The organism is Sphingomonas rustica (assembly GCF_039652585.1).
In the GTDB taxonomy this organism is placed as follows: domain Bacteria; phylum Pseudomonadota; class Alphaproteobacteria; order Sphingomonadales; family Sphingomonadaceae; genus Sphingomonas; species Sphingomonas rustica.
In genome coordinates, this window is record NZ_JBDIZK010000013.1 from 124,421 (window position 1) to 145,691 (window position 21,271).

A 21,271-nucleotide genomic window follows, 5' to 3' on the forward strand; every position below is an offset into this window, starting at 1 on the left:
AGTCTCCGGTCGGCCGTGATGGAAAACGCAAAGGGCCGCCGCGACCACATGAAGTCGCGACGGCCCGTATTCAACGCCTTTGTCGGCGGTGCGTTGCGCCGATCAGGCCGCCAGCTTGCGCAGGACGTACTGAAGGATGCCGCCGTTGAGGAAATATTCCAGTTCGTTGACCGTATCGATCCGGCAACGGGTCTTGAACGTCTCGCTCTTGCCGTTGGCACGGGTCAGCGTGACCTCCACTTCCTGGCGCGGGCGGATGCCGGCGACGTCGGTGATGGTGAAGGTCTCGCTGCCGTTCAGCTTCAGCGTCTCGCGGGTCACGCCCTCGGCGAACTGCAGCGGCAGCACGCCCATGCCGACCAGGTTCGACCGGTGAATCCGCTCGAAGCTCTCGGTGATGACCGCGCGCACGCCGAGCAGGTTGGTGCCCTTCGCCGCCCAGTCGCGCGACGAACCGGTGCCATATTCCTTGCCGGCGACGATGACGAGCGGGGTGCCGTCCTTCTTGTGGCGCATCGCGGCGTCATAGATCGGCATCACCTGGTCGTGATACTTGGTCATGCCGCCTTCGATGCCCGGGACCATCTCGTTCTTGATGCGGATATTGGCGAAGGTGCCGCGCATCATGATGTCGTGGTTGCCGCGGCGCGCGCCATAGCTGTTGAAGTCCTTCCGGCTGACCTGATGCTCCTGCAGGAAGGTGCCGGCCGGGCTGTCGGCCTTGATGCTGCCCGCCGGGCTGATGTGGTCGGTCGTGATCGAATCGCCCAGGATCGCCAGCGGCTTCGCCTCGATGATGTCGGTCACCGGCGCCGGGGTCATCGACATGCCGTCGAAATAGGGCGGGTTCGCGATATAGGTGCTGCCGGCCGGCCAGCTATAGGTGTCCGAACCCTCTACGGTGATGCCGCTCCAGTGCTTGTCGCCCTGATAGACGTTGCCGTAGCGCGCGCGGAACATGCCGTCGTCGATGTTCGCGGCCATCACGGTCGCGATCTCTTCGTTGGTCGGCCAGATGTCCTTCAGATAGACCGGGCCGTCGGTGCCTTCGCCGATCGGCGTGTCGTACATGTCCTGCGTGACGGTGCCCTTCAGCGCATAGGCGACGACCAGCGGCGGCGATGCGAGGAAGTTGGCGCGCACGTCGGGCGAGACCCGGCCCTCGAAGTTGCGGTTGCCCGACAGGACCGACGCGGCGACGATGTCGTTGCCATTGATCGCGGCCGAGATCGGCTCGGCCAGCGGGCCGGAATTGCCGATGCAGGTGGTGCAGCCATAGCCGACCAGGTTGAAGCCGACCGCGTTCAGGTCCTCGGTCAGGCCCGCCTTGTCGAGATAGTCGGTCACGACCTGCGATCCCGGTGCCAGCGACGTCTTCACCCAGGGCTTGCGGTTCAGGCCCTTGGCGCGCGCCTTGCGGGCGACCAGGCCGGCCGCGATCAGCACCGACGGGTTTGAGGTGTTGGTGCACGAGGTGATCGCCGCGATCACGACGTCGCCGTCGCCGATGTCATGGTCGGCGCCCTCGACCGCGACGCGCTCCGGGCCTTCCTTCTTGTAGATCTTGGTCAGGTCGCCGTTGAAGACCTCGTCCACCGCATTCAGGCTGACGCGGTCCTGCGGACGCTTCGGGCCCGCCAGGCTGGCGCACACCGTGCCCATGTCGAGCTCGAGCGTGTCGGTGAAGATCGGATCCTCGGCGCCCTCGATGCGCCACATGCCCTGTGCCTTGGCATAGGCCTCGGTCAGCGCGACTTCCTCGTCCGGACGGCCGGTCAGGCGCATATATTCCAGCGTGCGGTCGTCGATCGGGAAGAAACCGCAGGTCGCGCCATATTCCGGCGCCATGTTCGCGATCGTCGCACGATCGGCCAGGCTCATGCTGGCAAGGCCGGGGCCATAGAATTCGACGAAACGGCCGACCACGCCCTTGGCGCGCAGCAGCTGGGTGACGGTCAGCACCAGGTCGGTCGCGGTGATGCCTTCCTTCAGCGCACCGGTCAGCTTGAAGCCGACGACCTCGGGGATCAGCATCGACACGGGCTGGCCCAGCATCGCCGCCTCGGCCTCGATGCCGCCCACGCCCCAGCCGAGCACCCCCAGGCCGTTGATCATCGTGGTGTGGCTGTCGGTGCCGACCAGCGTGTCGGGATAGGCGATCTCGACGCCGTCACTGGCCTTGGTCGACCACACGCCGCGGCCGATATATTCCAGGTTCACCTGGTGGCAGATGCCGGTGCCCGGGGGAACGACCTGGAAATTGTCGAGCGCCTTGGAGCCCCACTTCAGGAACTCGTAACGCTCCAGGTTGCGCTGATATTCCAGTTCCACATTCTCTTCGAACGCGGTCGGCGAACCGAAGGCGTCGACCATCACCGAGTGATCGATGACGAGGTGGACGGGAACCTGCGGATTGATCTTCGCGGCATCGCCGCCCAACTTCGTGATCGCGTCGCGCATCGCGGCCAGATCGACCACGCAGGGCACGCCGGTGAAGTCCTGCATCAGCACGCGCGCCGGGCGATACTGGATCTCGCGGCTGGGGGCGACCGGGTTCTGCTGCCAGTCGACGATCGCCTTGGCGTCGTCCTTGGTCACCGTCACGCCGTCCTCGAAGCGCAGCATATTCTCCAGCAGCACCTTCATCGAGAAGGGCAGGCGCGAGATGTCGCCCAGCTTCCTGGCTGCCTTGGACAGCGAGTAATAGCCGTAGGACTTGCCGTTCACGTCGAGCGTGTCGCGGGTGCCGAGCGCGTTGTTGCCGATGGCGGTCATGGTGCGAGAGGGTCCTTTCCCTGTCTGGCTCCTGCGGCTCGGGGAGGCGGGGAAGCGGGCTCGGTCGCTCCGGCTGGAGGACCACCCGCAGTCCCGCGCGGGCGCGCCGGAGTGCTGCGAATGCGAAGAGTCGCGAGGCCGATAGCAGGGGTGAAGGGGGGTGGGAAGGGTGCAGAACCGCGATTCGCACGCTTGTTCGCAGTGCGGGCGCATCGCATGGTCGCTTGTTGAAAACCCCTCGCAACTGGGGAGCAACCGGGAAATGAAATCGATGGCAGGACTTCTCCGCCCGATATCCATCGCGTTGGCGCTAGGACTTGCCGTGACGTCGCACGCCCAGACGCCGACGAGCGCCCCGCTTCATCCGCAAACGCCGCAGGAGGTCGCCAGGTCCTGCCGCCGGGTCGGTGACGCCGTCGGCCGCGACGGCCGGGCGAATTTCCTGCGGATCGACCCGGCGGCAGCCGGACAGCTGGCGGACATCGGGCTCGACCGCGCCGCGATCTTCGAACAGATGGAGGAGACCTCGATTCCCGAGACCGTCGGCTGCTGGGCGATGCCGGTCGGCAATTTCGACAGCCAGCTGGTCTCGGTCGGAATGTCGCAGTGGAATTACGGCACCGGCAGCCTCCAGCCGATCCTGAAGGCATGGCGCCGCCAGTTCCGCTCGGGCCGCGCCTATCGCCGCGCGATGAAGGACCTCGCCCCGGTCTATGGCCGCAGCCTGATCTTCTCGCGCGATTGCCTGAAGGTGCCGGTGGGCGAGCGTTGCCGGGCCGGCATTCTCGCGGCGCATGATCCGGACGGCAGACTGAACCCGGTGATCTTCGCCGAACTGACCCGCATCTTCGAGAGCGACGAGATGCTGCAGGTCCAGACCGATCATTATGTCGATCTGCTGCTCGCGGTCAGGACCGACCTGCTGCGCGTTTTCGCCGGCCAGCCCATCACCCGGCGCAAGGTGCGCTGGGCGGTCGACACCAAGGTGCAGCAGGGCAGCTTTCCCCTGGACGAGGATCTGGCGCGACTGCGCGCCAAGCTGGCGGCGATGCCCGAGGCCGAACGCTGGGACCGGCTGCGCGCGATCCTCGACTGGTATCGTAGCCTGGGCCGGACGATCGACCAGGACGGCGTGCAACGCGATTTCGAGTGGAACTACGCCCGGTGGAACTGCATGATCGACACCGGCAGGGTTGATCCGGAGCAATATGAGATGCTCCACCTGACCTTCCTTAGAAGCCGCACGGCGATCGGCAATTCGGGCCGGTGGCAGGCGCTCACCTTCTCGCGCCGGGCCAAGATCGTGCTGGGCGTGGGCAGCGTGTCCGGTCGCCGCGACGGCGATTGCGGGGCGATCGCACCTGCTGCGGGTCCGGCGTCACTTCAGAGCGAATAGACCGTCGCGGTCGGGTCGATGTGAAGCTTCGCGTTGGCGGCCGTGCACCAAGCCTCCAGGTCGCGCTTCAGCTCATGCCAATAGGGTCGCGCCCAATCGGGGCCCTTCTCCTGCCATTCGGCTTCGGTCGGGAGGTAGACCGACAGGATCCCGATCGGCATCTCGAGCACGAACGACCCGCCGGCGCCGGTTACGACTAGCTCCTCTTTCCAGCGTCCGGCGAAGTGGAACATCGGTTCGGTCATGCGTCGAGCCTATGTGCGAGTGTCCGCCGAGGCAATGCCCGCCAGATCCCCCGCCCCCTTGGAACCCGCCCGCTTTCCGTCCATTGATGCCGCGGAACAATCAGGGAGATCGGCGATGACGGCGTTTCGAGTGGTGATGGCGGCTGCGATCCTGGTCGGAGTCAGCGCCTGCGCTGCGGCCGAAGGCCCGCAGGACGCCGCGTCGGGCGGGCGCTATGCCGCCGGCAGCTTCGTCGCCGAGGCCAAGCTGAAGACCCCGACGGGTGCCGACGCGGGCACCGCGCGCATTCGCCAGAAGGACGGCGGGCTCGAAGTCACCGTGTCGGCCATGGGCATCAGCCCCGGGCCGCACGGCGTCCATGTCCACACCACCGGCAAATGCGAAGCGCCGGACTTCGCCAGCGCCGGCGGTCACTGGAACCCGACCAGCCACCAGCACGGCATGCAGAACCCGGCGGGTCCCCACGCCGGCGACCTGCCGAACCTGATGGCGGGCGCCGACGGCAAGGGCAGCCTGACGTTCATGCTGCCCGGCGGCACGTTCGAGGGGCTGCTCGACGAGGATGGTTCGGCATTCGTCGTCCATGCCGGTGCCGACGACCTCAAGACCGATCCCTCGGGCAATAGCGGCGGCCGCATCGCCTGCGGCGTGTTCTCCGCGCTGTAATCATCCCACCCCGGCGCCGCCTCTCCTGATGGAGGCGGCGCCGGGTTCTCGCGAATCCGGCATTTACGGTTGATCGATGGCGAAGAAACGAAAGCTGCTGCCCAAGGATTTCGAGGCACTGCTCGAGGCGGGCGATCTCGACGCGCTGAAATCGGTATTCGACACATGCGAACTCGATGCGCGGGGCGGCGTGTTCAAGCAAAGCGCGCTTGCCTTTGCCGAATGCCCCGAAGCGCTGGCGCACTGGCTGGTCGAGCAAGGCGCCGACATCCAGGCCGGCGACAGCGATGGCGACACCCCGCTCCATGCCCGTGCGCGCCACTGGAAGGGGCGGGTGGAGACGCTGCTCGACCTGGGTGCGGACATCCAGGCGGGCGAGGGCGCTCGCGGTACGCCGCTGCACATGGCGGCCGGGGCCTATAATGCACGCAACGTCCGGACGCTGATCGAGCGCGGAGCGCGGGTCGATGCGCTGAACGCCGGGCGACAGACGCCGCTCGACTATGCGCTGCGCCGGTGCAGCAACGCCCAGATCGAGGACATGGCCGTGATCGCCGAATTGCTGCTGGCGGCAGGAGCAGCACGGCCGGCGGAAGCGGTCGAGTCCGTCGCATGCATCGGCACGAATTTCGAGTTCCACCGCGCGAACTACGATCCCGACACCGTCGATGCGGCCAGCGAAGCGCTCGACCGGCTCTACACGCTGTTCGACGTTCCACCCGTGCCGCGCCGGGCGATGCATGACGGTAAATCGCCGATCGTTGCCACCGCCGCGCGCTGGCAGGATCGTCATGAGCAGCTCTGGGAGCTGCTGGTGCCTTCCAGCGGTGCGGCTGGCACGGTGCAGGGTGAGGTCATCCGCATCTCCGGACGGATCGGCCGAGAGCTGGACGGCAATGGCGGGATCAACTGGGACGGTCAGTTCCGCGCCATGGCCGACGCCTGGTTGGTGCATGTCGGGTCGGGCACGCCGCTGCCCGGACCGGCGCTGGCGGAAGCGCGCGAGATCGTCGGCCAGGTCAAGCGGCGCAGCGGCGACACCCGGCGAATGGCCGAACTGTCAGTCGAATGGGTCGACGGCAATCCGACGCCGATGGCGTTGCCCAAGCCTGCCTATAACCGCTGACGCCGGTCAGATCGCTTCGCCTGCCTTCTGCGCGCGGGCTTCGCGGGTCGCCTCCGCAAGCGGGACCAGGCGGTAGGCGGCAATGCCGGCGGCGAGCGCGATCGGCACCGTGACGAGCAGCGACAGCACGCCGGTCGCCATGCTGCCAGTCAGGTCGGCGACACGCCCGGCCAGATAGGGCCCCATTGCAAGCCCCAGCAGCGTCGTTCCGATGAAGAAGGCGGCGGTCGCGGTACCGCGCATCCGCGGCAGCGTCAGGTCCTGCGTTGCCGCGGCGGCGGACCCCAGCGCGGTACTGCACAGGAACTGCGCGATCGGCAGCATCGCATAATAGATCCATTTCTGATTGGTGGTGAACGCGATCACCAGCGGCAGGATCGGCGAGATCGCGCCGAACAGGATGACCTCGATCCGCCCGGTCGGCCGCGTCTGGCGTAGCCGGTCCGCGGCCATGCCGCCAAGCGTCACGCCCAGGAACCCACCCAGGATCGCCGGGCCGCCGACCCACAGGCCGATCTCGTCGATCGTCGCGCCGAACGTCTGGATGCCATAGACCGGCGCCAGCGCGGCGACCGCATAGGCGGTAAAGGCGTTGAGGCCGTAGGCGATCACGATGCAGAGGAACGCCGGGGTGCCGACGATCAGCCGGAAGGTCGGCAGGTCGCGATGCCGCAGCGCCGCGGCCCAGCTGGTCACGGCATAGACGCCGATTGCGACCGCGGTCCATTGCGCGACCGGCTCGTTCAGTCCCCAGATCAAGGCGGCGGCCAGCCCGCCGATCAGCGCCAGCGCAAGGAGGTTGCCCATCAGCGCCCGCGCCCCGTTCCGCGCCGCGCCGATCAGCGTGAGGGGCGGGACGATCGAGATCAGATCCTCGACGAACGCCTTGAACGGCGCGGGATGGGGCGGGGCGATCAGCCCCTCCGATTGGCCGCGCTGCGGTTCGCGCAGGGTGAAGACGATCACCGCCAGCACCAGCCCGGGCAGGCCGACCGCCATGAACGCCGCCTGCCATCCGACCAGCCCGAACGGCCCGCCGCCGGGATAGGCCTCGTTCCACCAGCTGACGATCTTGCCGCCGAGGAACAGCGAGAAGCCGCCGCCGAAATAGATGCCGGCCGAATAGATGGCGAGCGCGGTCGCCCGCTGGCGCTTCGGGAACCAGTCGGACAGCAGCGAATAGGCCGAGGGGCTGGCCGTCGCTTCGCCGATGCCCACGCCGATCCGCGCGGCGGTGAGCTGCGCCCCGGTGCGCGCCAGGCCGGACAGCGCAGTCATCGCCGACCAAAGCGCGAGCCCCAGGGTCAACAGGCGCACCCGGTGCCAATTGTCCGCCAGCCGCCCCAGCGGAATGCCGAACAGCGCGTAGAAGACGCCGAACGCGGTGCCGTAGAGAAAGCCGATATCGGCATGGGTCAGTTTGAGATCGCGCTGGATCTCGCCCGCCAGGATGGTCAGGATCTGACGGTCGATGAAATTGAGCGCGTAGACGAGAAACAGGACGACAAGTACGTACCAGCTATAGGCACCCGCGCGCTGCGTGTCCGACCCCGGCATCCCTCCGCTCCCCTTATCGTTGGCGCGACGCTACCAGACCATACTGCAAGTACCAAAGAGAGATTCGCCGTGAACGCGCGCTCCTATCTGTTTGTCTGTCTCGGCAATATCTGCCGCTCGCCCCTGGCCGAGGCGGCGATGCGCGCTGCGGCCGATCGCGCCGGCATCGACGTGAAGGTGGACAGCGCCGGAACGGGCGAATGGCATGTCGGCAAGGCGCCGGACCTCCGATCGCAGGCGGTCGCGGCGCGTCACGGCATCGACATTTCGGGGTACAAGGCGCGACGGGTGAGCGCAGCGGACTTTCGCGCCTTCGACCACATCCTCGCGCTCGATCCGCAGAATCTGCGCGACCTGCGCGCCATCGCGCCAAACGACGCGACGGCGCATCTGTCGCTGCTGATGGATCATGTGCCGGGTCGCGAAGGGGAGGGCGTGCGCGACCCCTATTATGGCGACGCCGCCGACTTCGATGCGGTGTGGGAGGATGTCACCGCCGCCGCGGATGCGCTGGTGGCGCAGATCGTTCGCGGCAGATAGCCGCGGCTCGGCCGGTTTGTCGTCGATCATGATGCGTCGTCGCACCCGCGCCGCGCGGGGTCTTCTCACGCGGTGTCGAAGGTCAGGGTCCGCCGACCGGGATCTGCCTCGGACAGCCGCAGCGTCAGCCGATCGCCGGGTCCGACATCGGTCGCCGCGATCCGTGCCACGATCGGCTGGCCGCACAACCGGATCCTCGCACCCCGCGGGTCGACATCGGTGACGACCGCCTCGAACCGCTCGCCCTCGCGTCCCTGCAGCATCACCGCCTCGGCCAGGTCGATGACGGCCCGCTCGATCTGCCCGCTGCGAGCGTCGGCGCGTGCCATCACCCGTGGCAGCTTGGCAAAGGCGGCCTGAGCGGCGTCGGGCACGGGCCGGCCATTGGCGATCGCCAGCACCGTCTCGACCACATAGCGATCGGCCAGCCGGCGCAGAGGCGCGGTGGCATGGGCATAGGCGGCGGCGACCGCCGAGTGCCATGGCGCCTGATCCTCGCGCCACGGCATATAGGACGCACCGTCGCCCGCACGCCGGATCGCGAGCATGAAGGCGGCGTGGCGCGCATCGGCGGGGTCGAGCGATCGCTCGAGGCTCTCCAGCGGCTGGTCGGCCGGCCAGTCGATGCCCAGTGCGCCCGCTTCATGGCGGAGCCGATCGACCGACTTGGGGCTCGGCCGGCCCATGACCCGGAACAGGCCGGTATGATGTGCGATCATCGCGTCGGCGACCGCCATGTTGGTCGCGAGCGACAGCGCCGAATTCTGTTCCTCGGACTGGAGCCGGGGTCTGAAGCGCAGCGTATAGCCGCCCTCCGCCAGCCGCTCGACTTCCTGTTCGGGCGGATCGACCCGCGCCGCACCGCGCGCCGCTTCGGCCTCCGCGATCCGGCGGGACAGTTCGGCAAAGCCGGGCGGCAGCTCGGCTTCGGTCACGCTGTCATAGGCCAGCTTCGCCCGGCTGCGGATCAGCGCGCGCTCGGCGCCGTCGAGCCGGACGCCGCCGTCCGGCGCCACGCGCACGGTGAAGATGATCGCGGGGCGCGGTCCGTCCGGCAGGAGGCTGGCGGCGCCCTGGCTCAGCACCGGCGGATAGAGCGGCGCCTTGCCGTCGGGCAGGTACAGCGTCGTGCCGCGCTCCCATGCCTCGATATCGACCGGATCGCCGTCGCGGACGAACCAGCCGATATCGGCGATGGCATAATGGAGCAGCAGGTCGCTGCCCGCCGCCTCGATCGTGAAGGCCTGGTCGAGATCGGTGGAACTTGCCGGATCGAGCGTGACGAAGGGCAGGGCGGTCCGGTCGGCATGGGCGTCGGGCACGCGTGCCGCCGCGGCGTCGGCCGCAGCAAGGATCTCTGGCGCGAAGCCCTGCGGCACGTGGAATTCGGTCCGGATCGCCGACAGGCCCCGGACCAGGGCGTTGGCGGGATCGACGAGCGTCTTCATCGCCCGTCTATAGCAGTGCGGCGCGCCGACGCACCCGTTCTCTGTCCGCCTGCCTCCGCATCATTTCGGACATGGCGGAAGGTTTGGGTTATTGTTACAGCGCGCGCCTTCCCGTGCCTTCCCGGGCCATGGGACCAACCGGAGTCGCAGCCATTCGTCAGATTGCCGCCTTGCCCTATCGCACCGACGGGACCGCAATCGACGCGCCGGTACGCGTCCTGCTGGTCACCTCGCGCGAGAGCAAGCGCTGGGTGATTCCCAAGGGCAATCCGATGTCCGGCCTGAGCCCGCACGCCGCAGCCGCGGTCGAGGCGGAGGAAGAGGCTGGCGTCGAAGGGCTGGTGTGCCCGACGCCGATCGGTTCCTATCGCTATCGCAAGCGGCGCAACAACGGCGCGTCGCTGATGGTCGATGTCGACGTGTTCCCGCTGGCGGTGAATCGCGAATTCCCCGCCTGGAAGGAACAGTCGGAGCGCGAGCGCCGCTGGTTTCCGCTGCACGAGGCCGCCGATGCGGTCGACGAGCCGGACCTGCGCGACCTCATCCGTTCTTTCGGCCCGTCCGGGTTCAAGGCAGCAACCGCACGCGCCGGCATGTTCTCCGCCGTCGCCACCAAATCGAGGATTTCCCCCATGTTCGCCTGGTTCCAGCGCCTGCTGCCCAAGACCGGCAATTTCTTCGAGATGTTCGAGGCGCATGCCGTGACCATCAACGCGGCGGCGGACGCGATGGCGCGGCTGCTGCAGGACGGATCCTCGGCCCAGGACCATATCCGCGAGGTGATCGAGCGCGAGCATGACGCCGACAACATCATCCGCGAGGTGCTCCAGACGGTCCGCCAGACCTTCCTGACGCCGTTCGATCGCGGCGCGATCACCAGCCTGATCGGATCGATGGACGATGCCATCGACGAGATGCAGGCGACGGTCCAGGCGATCGACCTGTACGAGGTGCGCAGCTTCGAGCAGGAGATGAAGGACATGGGCGCGATCATCGTCGATGCCGCCCGCCTGACCGCCGAGGCGATGCCGCTGTTGCGCGACGTGGCTCGCAACGGCGGACGCCTGCACGAGCTGACCGAGCGGCTGGTGCGGATGGAGGCGCAGGCCGACGAGATCCACACGGCCGGCGTCAAACGCGCCTTCAAGGAACATGGCGAGAGCGACACGCTGCGCTTCATCGTCGCGCGCGAGATCTACAAGCATCTGGAGCGCATCGTCGACGCGTTCGAGGATGTCGCGAACGAGATCGACGGCATCGTGATCGACCACTCCTGAGCCTCGGCAGATGCACGAACTCGCATTCCCGTTGCTCGTCGGCCTGATCCTGGTCGCGCTTGCCTTCGATTTCCTCAATGGCCTTCACGACGCCGCCAATTCGATCGCCACGGTCGTCGCAACCCGACTGCTGAAGCCGGTCCACGCCGTCGCCTTTGCCGCCTTCTTCAACTTCGCCGCCTATTTCCTCACCATCATTTTCCCCGAATTGCACAAGGTCGCCGAGACGATCGGCAAGGGGCTGATCGACAAGGACCTGGTGACGCCGTCGGTCGTTTTCGGCGCGCTGATCGGGGCGATGTTCTGGAACGTCGTCACCTGGCTGAAGGGAATCCCCTCTTCGAGCAGCCATGCGCTGGTCGGCGGGCTGATCGGCGCGGGCGTGGCGCATGCGGGCATTTCGGGCATCCAGTGGAGCGGGCTGAACAAGACGCTGATCGCGATCGTCTTGTCGCCGACGCTGGGCATGATCCTGACGATGGCGATCATGCTCGCGTCCAGCTGGATGCTGAAGGGCGCGAGCGCGCGCGGGGCGGAGAAGACCTTCCGCGCGCTGCACCTGGTCTCGTCGGCCGCCTATTCGCTCAGCCACGGGCTGAACGATGCGCAGAAGACCATGGGGATCATCACCGTGCTGCTCTATTCGACCGGCTATCTGCACGGCGATTTCGAGGTGCCGCACTGGGTTGCGATCTCCTGCTATATCGCGATCGCGCTGGGCACGCTGTCGGGCGGGTGGAAGATCATCGAGACGATGGGATCGCGCATCACCAAGCTGTCGCAGCACCAGGGGTTCAGCGCCTCGATGGGCGGATCGATCATGGTGTTCAGCGCGTCGCTGATGGGCATTCCGGTCTCCACGACCCACACCATCACCGGCTGCGTCATCGGGGCGGGCACCGCGCGGCGCGCCTCGGCCGTCCGCTGGGGCGTCGCCGGCAATGTCATGGTGGCATGGGTCATCACCATCCCGGCCTCAGCCGCTGTCGGCGCGCTGTTCTACATGCTGACCCGGCTGTTCTGATCCCGCGCCGACGTGGCGCGTCAGTCCAGCGGATAGCGTGCGACCGATTCATAGCTTGCCCCTGCGCTGCCCAGATGGCTCTCGAACAGGGTGAAATGGGTGAAGGTGAAGCGCTCGCTGGACAGCCCGGCGTGATCGGCGAGGAACCGGTCGTTCGATCCGGCGGCCGCATTCATCCGCGCCAGCGTGATGTGCGGCAGATAGGCGCGACGCTCGGACTCGAGGCCCAGCCGGACGAGCGCCTGGTCGATCTTGCGGTGCAGCCCCTTCAGCGGCTCGTGCGGAGCGATGCCGGCCCATAGCGCATTGGGGCGTCCGCGGGCGTCGAACTCGCCGACCCCGCTCACGGTCGCATCGATCCGCGGCCAGTGAACCTGGCCGAGCGCGAGTGCGATATCCTCGGCCACCGGCCGCTGGACCTCGCCGATATAGCGCAACGTCACGTGCAGCTGATCGTCGTCCTGCCAGCGCGCGCCGGGCACGCCGCCCATGATCGATAACAGGCGCTGGCGGATCGCCGCAGGGGGCCTCAGGCCGACGAACAGGCGGTGCATGGGAACTCCTTAGCCCCGGAAGCGCTGGATGGCGACGGGGTTAACACGCCGTAAGGGGGCCGGTTTCGCTTGAAATACCGCGCTCCAGCTGTGATATTCAGGCCACACTGGCACGGGGTGTGCCGAAACATGGAGTTAGAAATGGCCAACTGGTCTGACCCGCGGCCCGGCGCCGCACCCTATGGACGCGACCACGCGCCGCGCGACGCCGCCTATGACGCGGGTCTGCGGGCGTATATGCTGTCGGTCTACAATTACATGGCTTCGGGCGTGCTGCTGACCGGTATCGTTGCCCTGGCCTTCTCGTGGGGCGGCGCGACCTCGCCGGCCGCTCAGGTCTTCGTGAACGGCGGTCCGCTGGCATGGCTGATCATGCTGTCGCCGCTGGCGATCGTGTTCGGCATGAGCTTCGGCCAGGGTCGCATGTCGACCGGCACGATGCAGATCCTCTACTGGGTCTTCGCGGTGCTGATGGGCCTGTCGCTGTCGACGATCTTCCTGGTCTATACCAGCACCTCGATCGCGCAGTGCTTCTTCGCCACCGCAGCCGGCTTCGCTGGTCTCAGCCTGTGGGGCTACACTACCAAGAAGGACCTGTCGGGCTTCGGCACCTTCCTGATCATGGGCGTGGTCGGCCTGTTCGTCGCCAGCATCCTCAACATCTTCCTGAAGTCCGATGGCCTCGGCTTCGCGATCAGCGCTATCGGCGTCCTGCTGTTCGCCGGCCTCACCGCCTATGACACGCAGAAGATCAAGAGCATGTACGACTATGTTCGCGGCACCGACATGATGGGCAAGGTCGTGATCATGGGGGCGCTGAACCTCTATCTCGACTTCATCAACATGTTCCTGTTCCTGCTGCGCCTGTTCGGCTCGCGCGACTGATCGCCGCGCAAGTTCAGGAAACTTAACAAAAATCAGCGGTCCGGCGGTTTTTTCGTCGGGCCGCTTTTTGTTGGGGTGATGCGAGGAACGCGCCGCCGGTTCCATCCGTTTCAGATGGGCAACGCTCATGGGAGAGTGATGATGGACGTGAACCCGATCGACACGCCGACCGATGCGCCGGAGGAGACCGGCGCGCGTCAGGCAGCGTTTTCCGCAGATGCAGGCACCGACGAGAGCATCGCCGACCGCCTGCAGCGCAACCCCGAAAGCAAGGAAGCCCGCCTCGACCGCGCGCTCGACGAATCGATGGATGCGTCGGATCCGCCCGCTTCGACGCAGCCGATCCACAGCCATTCGGCACCGGCAAGCTCCGGCTATAACGCGCAGGACGAAGCCAAGCTGGCTGCCGCCAAGGCGGGGCAGAGCGAGGAGCCGGGCCTGATCGGCAAGATCGCCCGAAAGCTGGGCCTCGACTGAGCCGGTCCGTATCGGTGGCGGCGGCCAATCGCGGCGCCACCGGATGGCGCGCAAACATCGTTCTATATGCGGCGCTGGCCGCCAATATCGGGATCGCCGTCGCGAAGTTCATCGCGGCGGCGATTACCGGTTCGTCATCGATGCTGACGGAGGGCGTGCACAGCCTTGTCGACAGCGGCAACCAGCTCCTGCTGCTCTATGGCCAGCACCGCGCCAAGCGGCTGCCCGATCACGAACATCCCTTCGGCTATGGCCGCGAGCTCTATTTCTGGGCGTTCGTCGTCGCGATCCTGATCTTCGGCCTGGGCGCCGGCGTCTCGGTCTATGAGGGCTGGCAGCATATCGTCGAGCCCGAGCCGCTCGCCGATCCCTGGATCGCCTATCTGGTCCTCGCGATCGCCTTCGCGATGGAAGGCACCAGCTGGTGGATCGCGCTGCGCGAATTCGGTCAGGCCAAGGGCGATACCCCTTGGTGGCAGGCGATCCGCGAATCGAAGGATCCGGCCGGGTTCATCGTCCTGTTCGAGGATTCGGCGGCGCTGGCCGGCCTGATCGTCGCGGGTATCGGCATCTGGCTGAGCCACGAACTGGCGGACCCGCGGATCGACGGCATCGCTTCGATCGTGATCGGACTGCTACTCGCGGCGGTCGCGACCCTGCTGGCGCGGGAGGCGAAGGGGCTGCTGATCGGGGAGCGCGCCAATGAAGGCGTTATCGCCTGTGTCCGCCGCATCCTCGACCGCGAACCAGCAATCCTGCACGTCAACCATGTCCGCACCATCCACACGGCTCCCGACCGCGTCTTCGTCGCCGTCAGTGCCGATTTCGAGGATAGCCTGACGATGGGCGAGGGGGAGGCGCTGATCGAGCGGCTGGAACAGGAGCTCAAGCAGGCGATGCCGCAGCTCTCGTCCATCTATATCCGGCCCGAGAAGGTCGAGAATGCGCAGGAGGTCGTTGCGGTCGGCTGAGCATGCGACTCTTGCGGCGGCGCGGCGTCACGCACATCTGGTCGGTACCCACCCGAGCCAGGACCGCGCCATGTTTCAGATCGATCTCGTCACCGACATTCTCTGTCCCTGGTGCATCCTCGGGCAGCACCGCCTCGACAAGGTGCTGGCGGAGCGATTCCCGGATCTCGCCGTCGACATCCGGCACCATCCCTTCCTGCTGATGCCCGACTGCCCGCCCGAAGGCTATTCGATCGCCCGGATGCTGCGCGAGCGTTACGGCGTGACCGATCCGGCCCAGGCCTGGGCACGGCCGGAGGGCGAGGCGCGGCTGTCGGGTCTGGCGCTCGACCTGTCGGTCCAGCCCAACGCCTATCCGTCACAGGCCGCGCACAGCCTGATCCGCCACGCCCGCGCGCATGGAACGCAACACGCCCTCGCAGTCGCCATCACCAACGCCTATTTTCTCGAGGCACGCAACATCGGCGATGCCGAGGTGCTGGCCGATCTGGCCGAGCCCCATGGCTTCACCCGGGAGGACGCGATCGCCATCGCCTGCGATCCGGCCGAGCTGCGCCGGACCGAGGCCGAGGCGCAGCAGGCGGTCCAGGCCGGCGTCCGCGGCGTTCCGCATTTCGTCTTCGGCGGGCGGGTCGCCCTCAATGGCGGCCGTGCGGAAGACGATCTTGCCGCGGCGATCGAGCGCGCCCTGACGCTCGCCGCCTGAGTCACGGCTCTTCCGGAGCCGGAGCTTCCGGGGGGCGGACGCCGTCGGGCTGCTCGATCTGGTGCGTTCGCTGCAACAGCCGCGCCGCGATCCAGCAGGTCGTCGCCCAGGCGGCGCCGACGCACCAGCCCGCGGCCACGTCGCTCGGCCAGTGAACGCCCAGATACAGGCGCGAAAAGCCGATCGCCAGCGTCAGGCTGACGGCAACCGTGATCAGGTAAACGCGGACCCTGCGGCTTTCCTGGGTGCTGGCCAGAAGGACGCCGAGTGTCAGGAACACCACCGCGCTGTTCATCGCATGCCCGCTGGGAAAGCTGGCATTGGTCACCTCGACCAGATGCGGCACGACATCGGGCCGAGGGCGGTCGAACAGCATCTTCAACAGGCTGCCGAGCACGGCCCCGCCTGTGACCGACAGCGCGACGAACAGGGCGGTCGCATATTTGCGCGACGCGATCAGGAATCCGGTGACCACCACCGTGGTCAGCGTCAGGCCCCACACGCCGCCGACAGCGGTGATGTCGAGCATCAGCGAACGAAACCAGGCCGGCCCGACCGTCACCGACAGGTCCGATGGGTCACGCAGTGCCAGCAACACCCAACGATCGATCGCCATCGTCTCGCCGTCGAGCACTTCCGACCCGAGCTTGAGGAACAGGAACGACAGCAGGGCGATCCCTGCGAACGCCGCCAGGATGGCGAAATCGGCGCGCAACCGGCGCCACAGATCCTTCAACATCAACCGCATTGCCAGAACATCTTCACCTTGGGCACGCCCGCTTCCTGATCCTGGGCGAACAGATAGGCGATGCCCATGTCGCCGAAATTATGTGCCGGCACGACCTCTTCCTCGAACTCGTGCGCATCGGCGATCTGGCCGAGAAATCGCCAGCCGCGCGGGGCTTCGTCGGCGCTCTGGATCCAGCAGGGAATGCCGCCCAGATGCGTGCCGCCATGACGTTCTTCGTCGATCAGATCCTCGCCCAGCGCCGCGATCGTCTCGTCGCTGAAAAAGGCGGCTGCCTGTTCGGCGGTCAGGCCATCGTCTTCCCGGGTCCATCCGGTGACGAGCGCCGCCGGGTCGGACGGCGGCGCGTCGGCCGGCGCCGGCGTGTCGCCGCTTCCGATCGCCTCGGGCTCGACCACGAACGCGGCATTTGCCCCCGAATCCTGGTCCCAGGTCTCGCAGGTGCCCGGCTCATGGTTGCACTGGAACGCGAACAGCATCCGCCCTTCGCGCCCGAGCGGCAGCCGATCCGCATGATGTGTCAGCTGGGCGATCAGCGACAGCGATCGCCCGCATTCGCCGCAATAGGGCCAGTGTTGCGTGGCGAGGCCGTGCGGCACGCCGCCAAAGCGCTCCACCGGCTCCGCTTCGCCGGTCGTCCCCCCGAACAATCGTGCCAGAAGCTCGGGCGAACTCGCCCTCACTCCGGGACGCAGGACAGGGGTATAGAAAAGCATCGGCGCTACTTCCTGCGCAGCAGGTCGAGCGCGGCGGCAGTCATCGCCTCGGTCGCGGTCGCCACGACCTTCTCCGCATCGGGGGCCCAGAAGGCGCTGTGGAGCGAGGGCAGGGCCGAGCCGTCCTGCTTGGCCTTGTCCCACGCCGCCTGGGGTACGCCGCCGACCCAGAACAGCGTCGTCTGCACCGATTTATCGGGCAGGTTGAAATAGCTGAAATCCTCACCCGCCATCGACGCTGGGACCATCGCGACGCGCGGATCGCCGAAGCGCGCCTTGAACAGGTCGGTCAGCCGCCCGGTCAGCGGCGTGGTGTTGAAGGTGGCGGGGGTAAAGCCTTCCTTCACCGTCACGACCGGCATCTTGTCCTCGGGCAGGTTCATCGCGATCGCCTCGCCGCGCGCCGTCCGGGCGATGCCGTCCAGCAGGTTCTTGCGCACCTCGGGCGAATAGCTGCGCACCGTCAGCTGCATCAGCCCGTTCTCGGGAATGATGTTGGGCTTGGCGCCGGCATGGAAGCTGCCGACGGTGACGACCGCCGCTTCCTGCGGATCGGTCTCGCGACTGACCAGCGTCTGCAGCCCGACGACGATCCGCGATCCCAGCACCACCGGATCGCGGGTGGTGTGCGGATAGGCGCCGTGTCCGCCGACACCCTTCAGCTGGATGTCGACCCAGTCGACCGCCGCCATCACATAGCCGTCCTTCATGCCGATCGTGCCGGCGGGAAGGCTGGCGCTGTCGTGGAAGGCGACGACATATTGCGGCTTGGGAAAGCGGGTGAACAGCCCGTCGTCCAGCATCGCCTTGGCGCCCTTGCCGACTTCCTCGGCCGGCTGAGCGACCATGATCAGCGTGCCCGACCATTTGCCCTTCATCGCCGCCAGGTTGCGCAGCGCGCCGATCCAGCTGGCCATGTGCGTGTCATGGCCGCAGGCGTGCATCACGCCCGTCTCGACGCCTTCCGCGGTCGTCACCCGTACCTTCGACGCAAAGGGGAGCCCGGTATCCTCGGTCACCGGCAGGCCGTCCATGTCGGCGCGCAGCATCACCACCGGCCCCGGCCCGTTGCGCAGGACCGCGACCACGCCGGTGCCGCCGACCTTCTCGGTCACCTCGAACCCGGCGGCGCGCGCTTCGGCCGCCAGCTTGGCGGCGCTGCGTGTTTCCTGCAGGCTCAGCTCGGGATTGGCGTGGAAATCCCGGTAGAAGTCCATCAACTCGGGCATCTGCTTCGCCGTGGCGCTGCGCACCGGATCGTCGGCCGCCGCGGAGCCGAGAACGAGCGCGCTTGCGAGCAGCAGATGGCGAAGCATGGATCATCCCCCGGGTTCGTTGAGCCGCGGACTGTCGCGCGGAGGGCCGGGTGCTGTCAACGCAAGGCCCGCCGGGGGGCGGGCGGGATCAGGTCGCCGGGACCAGCTCGATCACGTCCAGCGTCGATTCGAACTCGGGATAGGGAAGCACGAGGCGCCAGCGGCGGGCATCGATGCGGTCGATATAGCCGATCATGTTGCGACTGGCGTCGAGTCCGTAGCGCAGCGGGGTCGTCTCGTCGCCCAGCATCAGCGTGCCCAGAAAAACGCTACGATCGTCGCCATCGGGGAAGACAAGCCCGATCGGCCGCTGTTCGCCGTCCAGCCGGGCCAGCTCGCGAACCTCGCCTTGCTGCGTCACTCGGCACTGAAGCCAGGGATAGGCCGTGTAGTCGCGGACGATGTCGCTCTTCGATCCCAGCTTGAACGTGCGGCAGCGATAGTCGCCGACCGGAAGGTCGGCCTTTTCCTGAGCGCGGTCGGGATCGAACAACAGCGGTTCGGCTGCGATCGCCCCGGCATCGGCCGCCTGCGCCTTGGGCAGCGCCTCATCCCACGCCTTGCGCCAGTTGCGCAGCCGCTGGCGGTCGGCATCTGTTGCAACCGTCCGCCAGTTCGACGTCGCGGGAATCGTCGTGGTCGTTGCCTCGCGATAGATGGAGCAGCCGGAGGTGAGCATCAGCCCCAGCGCGCCTGCTGCGGCAAGAGCGTGGGCCATGCGGTTCGGTCGATCCTGCGTTGTCATGGCCCCGTTGTGGCCGCGGATCAGGCCGCGGTCCAGCCTCCGTCGATCGAGTAATTGGCGCCGGTGATCGCCGAGGCCTCGTCGCGGCACAGGAACAGGGCAAGCGCGGCGACCTGTTCGGGATGGACGAACGCCTTGGTCGGCTGGGCCGCCAGCAGCACGTCGTTCATCACCTGCTCGCGCGTCATCCCGCGCGCCTTCATCGTGTCGGGGATCTGGTTCTCGACCAGCGGGGTCCAGACATAGCCCGGCGAGATGCAGTTCACCGTGATGCCGAACGTCGCGGTTTCCAGCGCGACCGTCTTGGTCAGCCCGGCGATGCCATGCTTGGCGGCGACATAGGCGGCCTTGTTCGGGCTCGCCACCAGGCTGTGCGCGGATGCGGTGGTGATGATCCGGCCCCATTTCTTCGCCTTCATCAACGGTACGGCGGCGCGCATCAGGTGAAAGGTCGAGCTGAGGTTGATCGCGATCACCGCGTCCCATTTCTCGACCGGGAACTCCTCGACCGGCGCGACATGCTGGATGCCGGCGTTCGAGATGACGATGTCGACGCTGCCCAGTTCGGCATTGGCACGGGCGACCATCGCCGCGATCTGATCGGGTTTCGTCATGTCGGCCGCGTCGTACAGTGCCTTCACGCCGTGCGTTGCTTCCAGCGCGGCGCGTTCCTTCTCGATCGCGTCGGCATCGCCGAAGCCGTTGATCATCACGCTGGCACCCTCGGCCGCCAGCGCCTTGGCATAGGCCAGGCCGATGCCCGAGGTGGATCCGGTGATAATGGCGGACTTGCCCTTGAGGAACATGATCTACTCCGTGGCTTGACGATTGGGGGCTTAACGATGGGTCAGGTCGAAGGCGGCGGTCTTGCCGTCCAGGATGTTGCTGGCGACCAGCTGGGCATTGGCCATGGTCTCGTTCACCGCCGCACGTCCCGCCAGCCAATGCTCGCGCATCGACCGCGCGGAGAATTCGAAGTCGCGGCTGCCGCCTTCCCAGGCATTGGCGCGATAGATCAGATGGACCAGGCTCAGCGGCAGCTCGTGCGCCGCCTCGCTCAATGCCTTCACATCGGGGTCTTCGCGCATCTCCGGCGGCAGCTTGGCCAGCATGCGCCGGATCGTCTCGCGCTCGCGGCGCAGCTTCAGCCGCTCGTTGGACAGGGCGCGGGTGCGGCTGGAGAAGCGGATTTCCTTCTCGCGCGCCATCACGTCCATGATCGTGCGGGGCAGTTCGGACGCGGCGGGGAACAGGTCGACCTGGAAGGCGAGCATCGGCGCCGTCTGGTTGTCGAGCACGTGCATCAGCGGGGTGTTCGACACCAGCCCGCCGTCCCAATAATAGCGTCCGTCGATCTCGACCGGCGGCAGGCCGGGCGGCAATGCGCCCGACGCCATAATGTGGCGGGCGTCGATCCGGTCGCGCTCGGTATCGAAATAGCGGAAATTGCCGTTCCCGATATCGACCGCGCCGACCGACAGGCGCACCGGGCCCGAATTGACCAGATCCCAGTCGACCAGAGAATCGAGAGTCGCCGCCAGCGGTGCGGAATCATAGAAGCTCAGTGCGCCGGGCGTGCCCGGTGCGGCCAGCACCGGCGGGATCATCCGCGGCGCGAAGAAGCCGGGAACGCCGGTTGCGGCGACCATCCCGGCCGACCATTCATGCACCCATTCGCGGGCATGGTCGCCGAACAGGAGCGGGAAGCTGGGCAGCGCGCTGGTCACCGTGTCCCAGAAGGCCTTGATCCGGCTCATCCGCCGCTCGGGCGGGTTGCCCGCGACCAGCGCGGCATTGACCGCGCCGATCGAGATGCCGGCGACCCAGTCGATCTCGATCCGCGCCTCGCCCAGTGCCTCGATCACGCCCGCCTGGTAGCTTCCCAGCGCGCCGCCCCCCTGCAGCACCAGCGCGACCGAGTCGGGAAGGGGCAATGTCGAGCGTCGACGTGTGTCTGCATCGGCCATGCCGGGCGATGTGGCGTCCCGGCCGGGCGGGGGCAAGTGAATTTGCCGTCATGTCCGCTTGCTGGTCGCGGCACCGGCTTCATCTCGGTCGTCGATCCTCGTGCAACGTCTGGCGCGCTCGCGCATTGTTG

The 21,271-nt window shown here is 67.2% G+C and carries 21 protein-coding genes; 10 read left to right on the forward strand and 11 right to left on the reverse strand.

The features are described from left to right. Positions 1 to 102: 102 nt before the first annotated feature. On the reverse strand, positions 103 to 2,775 hold the full coding sequence (gene acnA, locus TPR58_RS19540; RefSeq protein ID WP_346248432.1) for an aconitate hydratase AcnA: 2,673 nt from the start codon (positions 2,773 to 2,775) through the stop codon (positions 103 to 105). Positions 2,776 to 3,097: 322 nt separating this feature from the next. Here acnA and TPR58_RS19545 point away from each other — a divergent pair, with 322 nt between their 5' ends. After that, positions 3,098 to 4,171, forward strand: coding sequence for a hypothetical protein (locus tag TPR58_RS19545; protein WP_346248433.1), 1,074 nt, complete (start codon positions 3,098 to 3,100; stop codon positions 4,169 to 4,171). On the opposite strand, the gene TPR58_RS19550 is transcribed toward TPR58_RS19545, so the two are convergent. Next, on the reverse strand, positions 4,159 to 4,416 hold the full coding sequence (locus TPR58_RS19550; RefSeq protein WP_346248434.1) for a hypothetical protein: 258 nt from the start codon (positions 4,414 to 4,416) through the stop codon (positions 4,159 to 4,161). The genes TPR58_RS19545 and TPR58_RS19550 overlap by 13 nt on opposite strands. A gap of 115 nt (positions 4,417 to 4,531) precedes the next feature. Here TPR58_RS19550 and TPR58_RS19555 point away from each other — a divergent pair, with 115 nt between their 5' ends. Beyond that, complete coding sequence (locus tag TPR58_RS19555; protein ID WP_346248435.1) at positions 4,532 to 5,083, forward strand: superoxide dismutase family protein; 552 nt, start codon at positions 4,532 to 4,534, stop codon at positions 5,081 to 5,083. 76 nt (positions 5,084 to 5,159) lie between these two features. Further along, a complete protein-coding gene (locus TPR58_RS19560) occupies positions 5,160 to 6,209 on the forward strand; it encodes an ankyrin repeat domain-containing protein (RefSeq protein WP_346248437.1) in 1,050 nt (349 codons plus the stop codon). Between the two features lie 6 nt (positions 6,210 to 6,215). On the opposite strand, the gene TPR58_RS19565 is transcribed toward TPR58_RS19560, so the two are convergent. Next, a complete protein-coding gene (locus TPR58_RS19565; RefSeq protein WP_346248438.1) occupies positions 6,216 to 7,766 on the reverse strand; it encodes a spinster family MFS transporter in 1,551 nt (516 codons plus the stop codon). A 69-nt stretch (positions 7,767 to 7,835) separates the two neighbouring features. On the opposite strand from TPR58_RS19565, the gene TPR58_RS19570 reads away from it, so the two are divergent. Next, entirely contained in the window at positions 7,836 to 8,306 is a 471-nt protein-coding gene (locus TPR58_RS19570) for a low molecular weight protein-tyrosine-phosphatase (RefSeq protein ID WP_346248439.1), read from the forward strand. A gap of 65 nt (positions 8,307 to 8,371) precedes the next feature. Here the strand turns inward: TPR58_RS19570 and TPR58_RS19575 are convergent, their stop codons facing one another. Next, complete coding sequence (locus TPR58_RS19575; protein ID WP_346248440.1) at positions 8,372 to 9,754, reverse strand: RNB domain-containing ribonuclease; 1,383 nt, start codon at positions 9,752 to 9,754, stop codon at positions 8,372 to 8,374. A gap of 128 nt (positions 9,755 to 9,882) precedes the next feature. On the opposite strand from TPR58_RS19575, the gene TPR58_RS19580 reads away from it, so the two are divergent. Beyond that, on the forward strand, positions 9,883 to 11,031 hold the full coding sequence (locus tag TPR58_RS19580) for a DUF47 family protein (RefSeq protein ID WP_346248441.1): 1,149 nt from the start codon (positions 9,883 to 9,885) through the stop codon (positions 11,029 to 11,031). A gap of 10 nt (positions 11,032 to 11,041) precedes the next feature. After that, entirely contained in the window at positions 11,042 to 12,055 is a 1,014-nt protein-coding gene (locus TPR58_RS19585; RefSeq protein WP_346248442.1) for an inorganic phosphate transporter, read from the forward strand. A gap of 20 nt (positions 12,056 to 12,075) precedes the next feature. Here TPR58_RS19585 and thpR read toward each other — a convergent pair whose 3' ends face one another. Next, positions 12,076 to 12,609 carry an RNA 2',3'-cyclic phosphodiesterase gene (gene thpR / locus TPR58_RS19590; RefSeq protein ID WP_346248443.1) on the reverse strand — a complete coding sequence of 178 codons (534 nt, stop codon included), beginning with the start codon at positions 12,607 to 12,609 and terminating at the stop codon, positions 12,076 to 12,078. Positions 12,610 to 12,750: 141 nt separating this feature from the next. Here thpR and TPR58_RS19595 point away from each other — a divergent pair, with 141 nt between their 5' ends. From TPR58_RS19595 to TPR58_RS19610, 4 genes are all read left to right on the forward strand, one after another. Next, entirely contained in the window at positions 12,751 to 13,494 is a 744-nt protein-coding gene (locus tag TPR58_RS19595; protein WP_346248444.1) for a Bax inhibitor-1/YccA family protein, read from the forward strand. 141 nt (positions 13,495 to 13,635) lie between these two features. Next, positions 13,636 to 13,971, forward strand: a complete 336-nt coding sequence (locus TPR58_RS19600) for a hypothetical protein (protein WP_346248445.1) — start codon at positions 13,636 to 13,638, stop codon at positions 13,969 to 13,971. Positions 13,972 to 13,985: 14 nt separating this feature from the next. Then, entirely contained in the window at positions 13,986 to 14,942 is a 957-nt protein-coding gene (locus tag TPR58_RS19605; RefSeq protein ID WP_346248446.1) for a cation diffusion facilitator family transporter, read from the forward strand. 70 nt (positions 14,943 to 15,012) lie between these two features. After that, entirely contained in the window at positions 15,013 to 15,648 is a 636-nt protein-coding gene (locus TPR58_RS19610) for a DsbA family oxidoreductase (RefSeq protein ID WP_346248447.1), read from the forward strand. Position 15,649: 1 nt separating this feature from the next. On the opposite strand, the gene TPR58_RS19615 is transcribed toward TPR58_RS19610, so the two are convergent. The 6 genes from TPR58_RS19615 to TPR58_RS19640 all read right to left on the reverse strand — a co-directional run bounded on the left by TPR58_RS19615 (position 15,650) and on the right by TPR58_RS19640 (position 21,140). Further along, positions 15,650 to 16,396, reverse strand: a complete 747-nt coding sequence (locus TPR58_RS19615) for a phosphatase PAP2 family protein (protein WP_346248448.1) — start codon at positions 16,394 to 16,396, stop codon at positions 15,650 to 15,652. Continuing rightward, positions 16,387 to 17,112, reverse strand: coding sequence for a YwqG family protein (locus TPR58_RS19620; RefSeq protein WP_346248449.1), 726 nt, complete (start codon positions 17,110 to 17,112; stop codon positions 16,387 to 16,389). The genes TPR58_RS19615 and TPR58_RS19620 overlap by 10 nt, the downstream gene beginning before the upstream one ends. A gap of 5 nt (positions 17,113 to 17,117) precedes the next feature. Then, complete coding sequence (locus tag TPR58_RS19625; RefSeq protein ID WP_346248450.1) at positions 17,118 to 18,428, reverse strand: amidohydrolase; 1,311 nt, start codon at positions 18,426 to 18,428, stop codon at positions 17,118 to 17,120. Between the two features lie 88 nt (positions 18,429 to 18,516). Then, positions 18,517 to 19,146 carry a DUF4893 domain-containing protein gene (locus TPR58_RS19630; protein ID WP_346248451.1) on the reverse strand — a complete coding sequence of 210 codons (630 nt, stop codon included), beginning with the start codon at positions 19,144 to 19,146 and terminating at the stop codon, positions 18,517 to 18,519. A 47-nt stretch (positions 19,147 to 19,193) separates the two neighbouring features. Further along, positions 19,194 to 19,979, reverse strand: coding sequence for a 3-hydroxybutyrate dehydrogenase (locus TPR58_RS19635; RefSeq protein ID WP_346248452.1), 786 nt, complete (start codon positions 19,977 to 19,979; stop codon positions 19,194 to 19,196). 30 nt (positions 19,980 to 20,009) lie between these two features. After that, a complete protein-coding gene (locus tag TPR58_RS19640; protein WP_346248454.1) occupies positions 20,010 to 21,140 on the reverse strand; it encodes a patatin-like phospholipase family protein in 1,131 nt (376 codons plus the stop codon). Positions 21,141 to 21,271 lie beyond the last annotated feature (131 nt).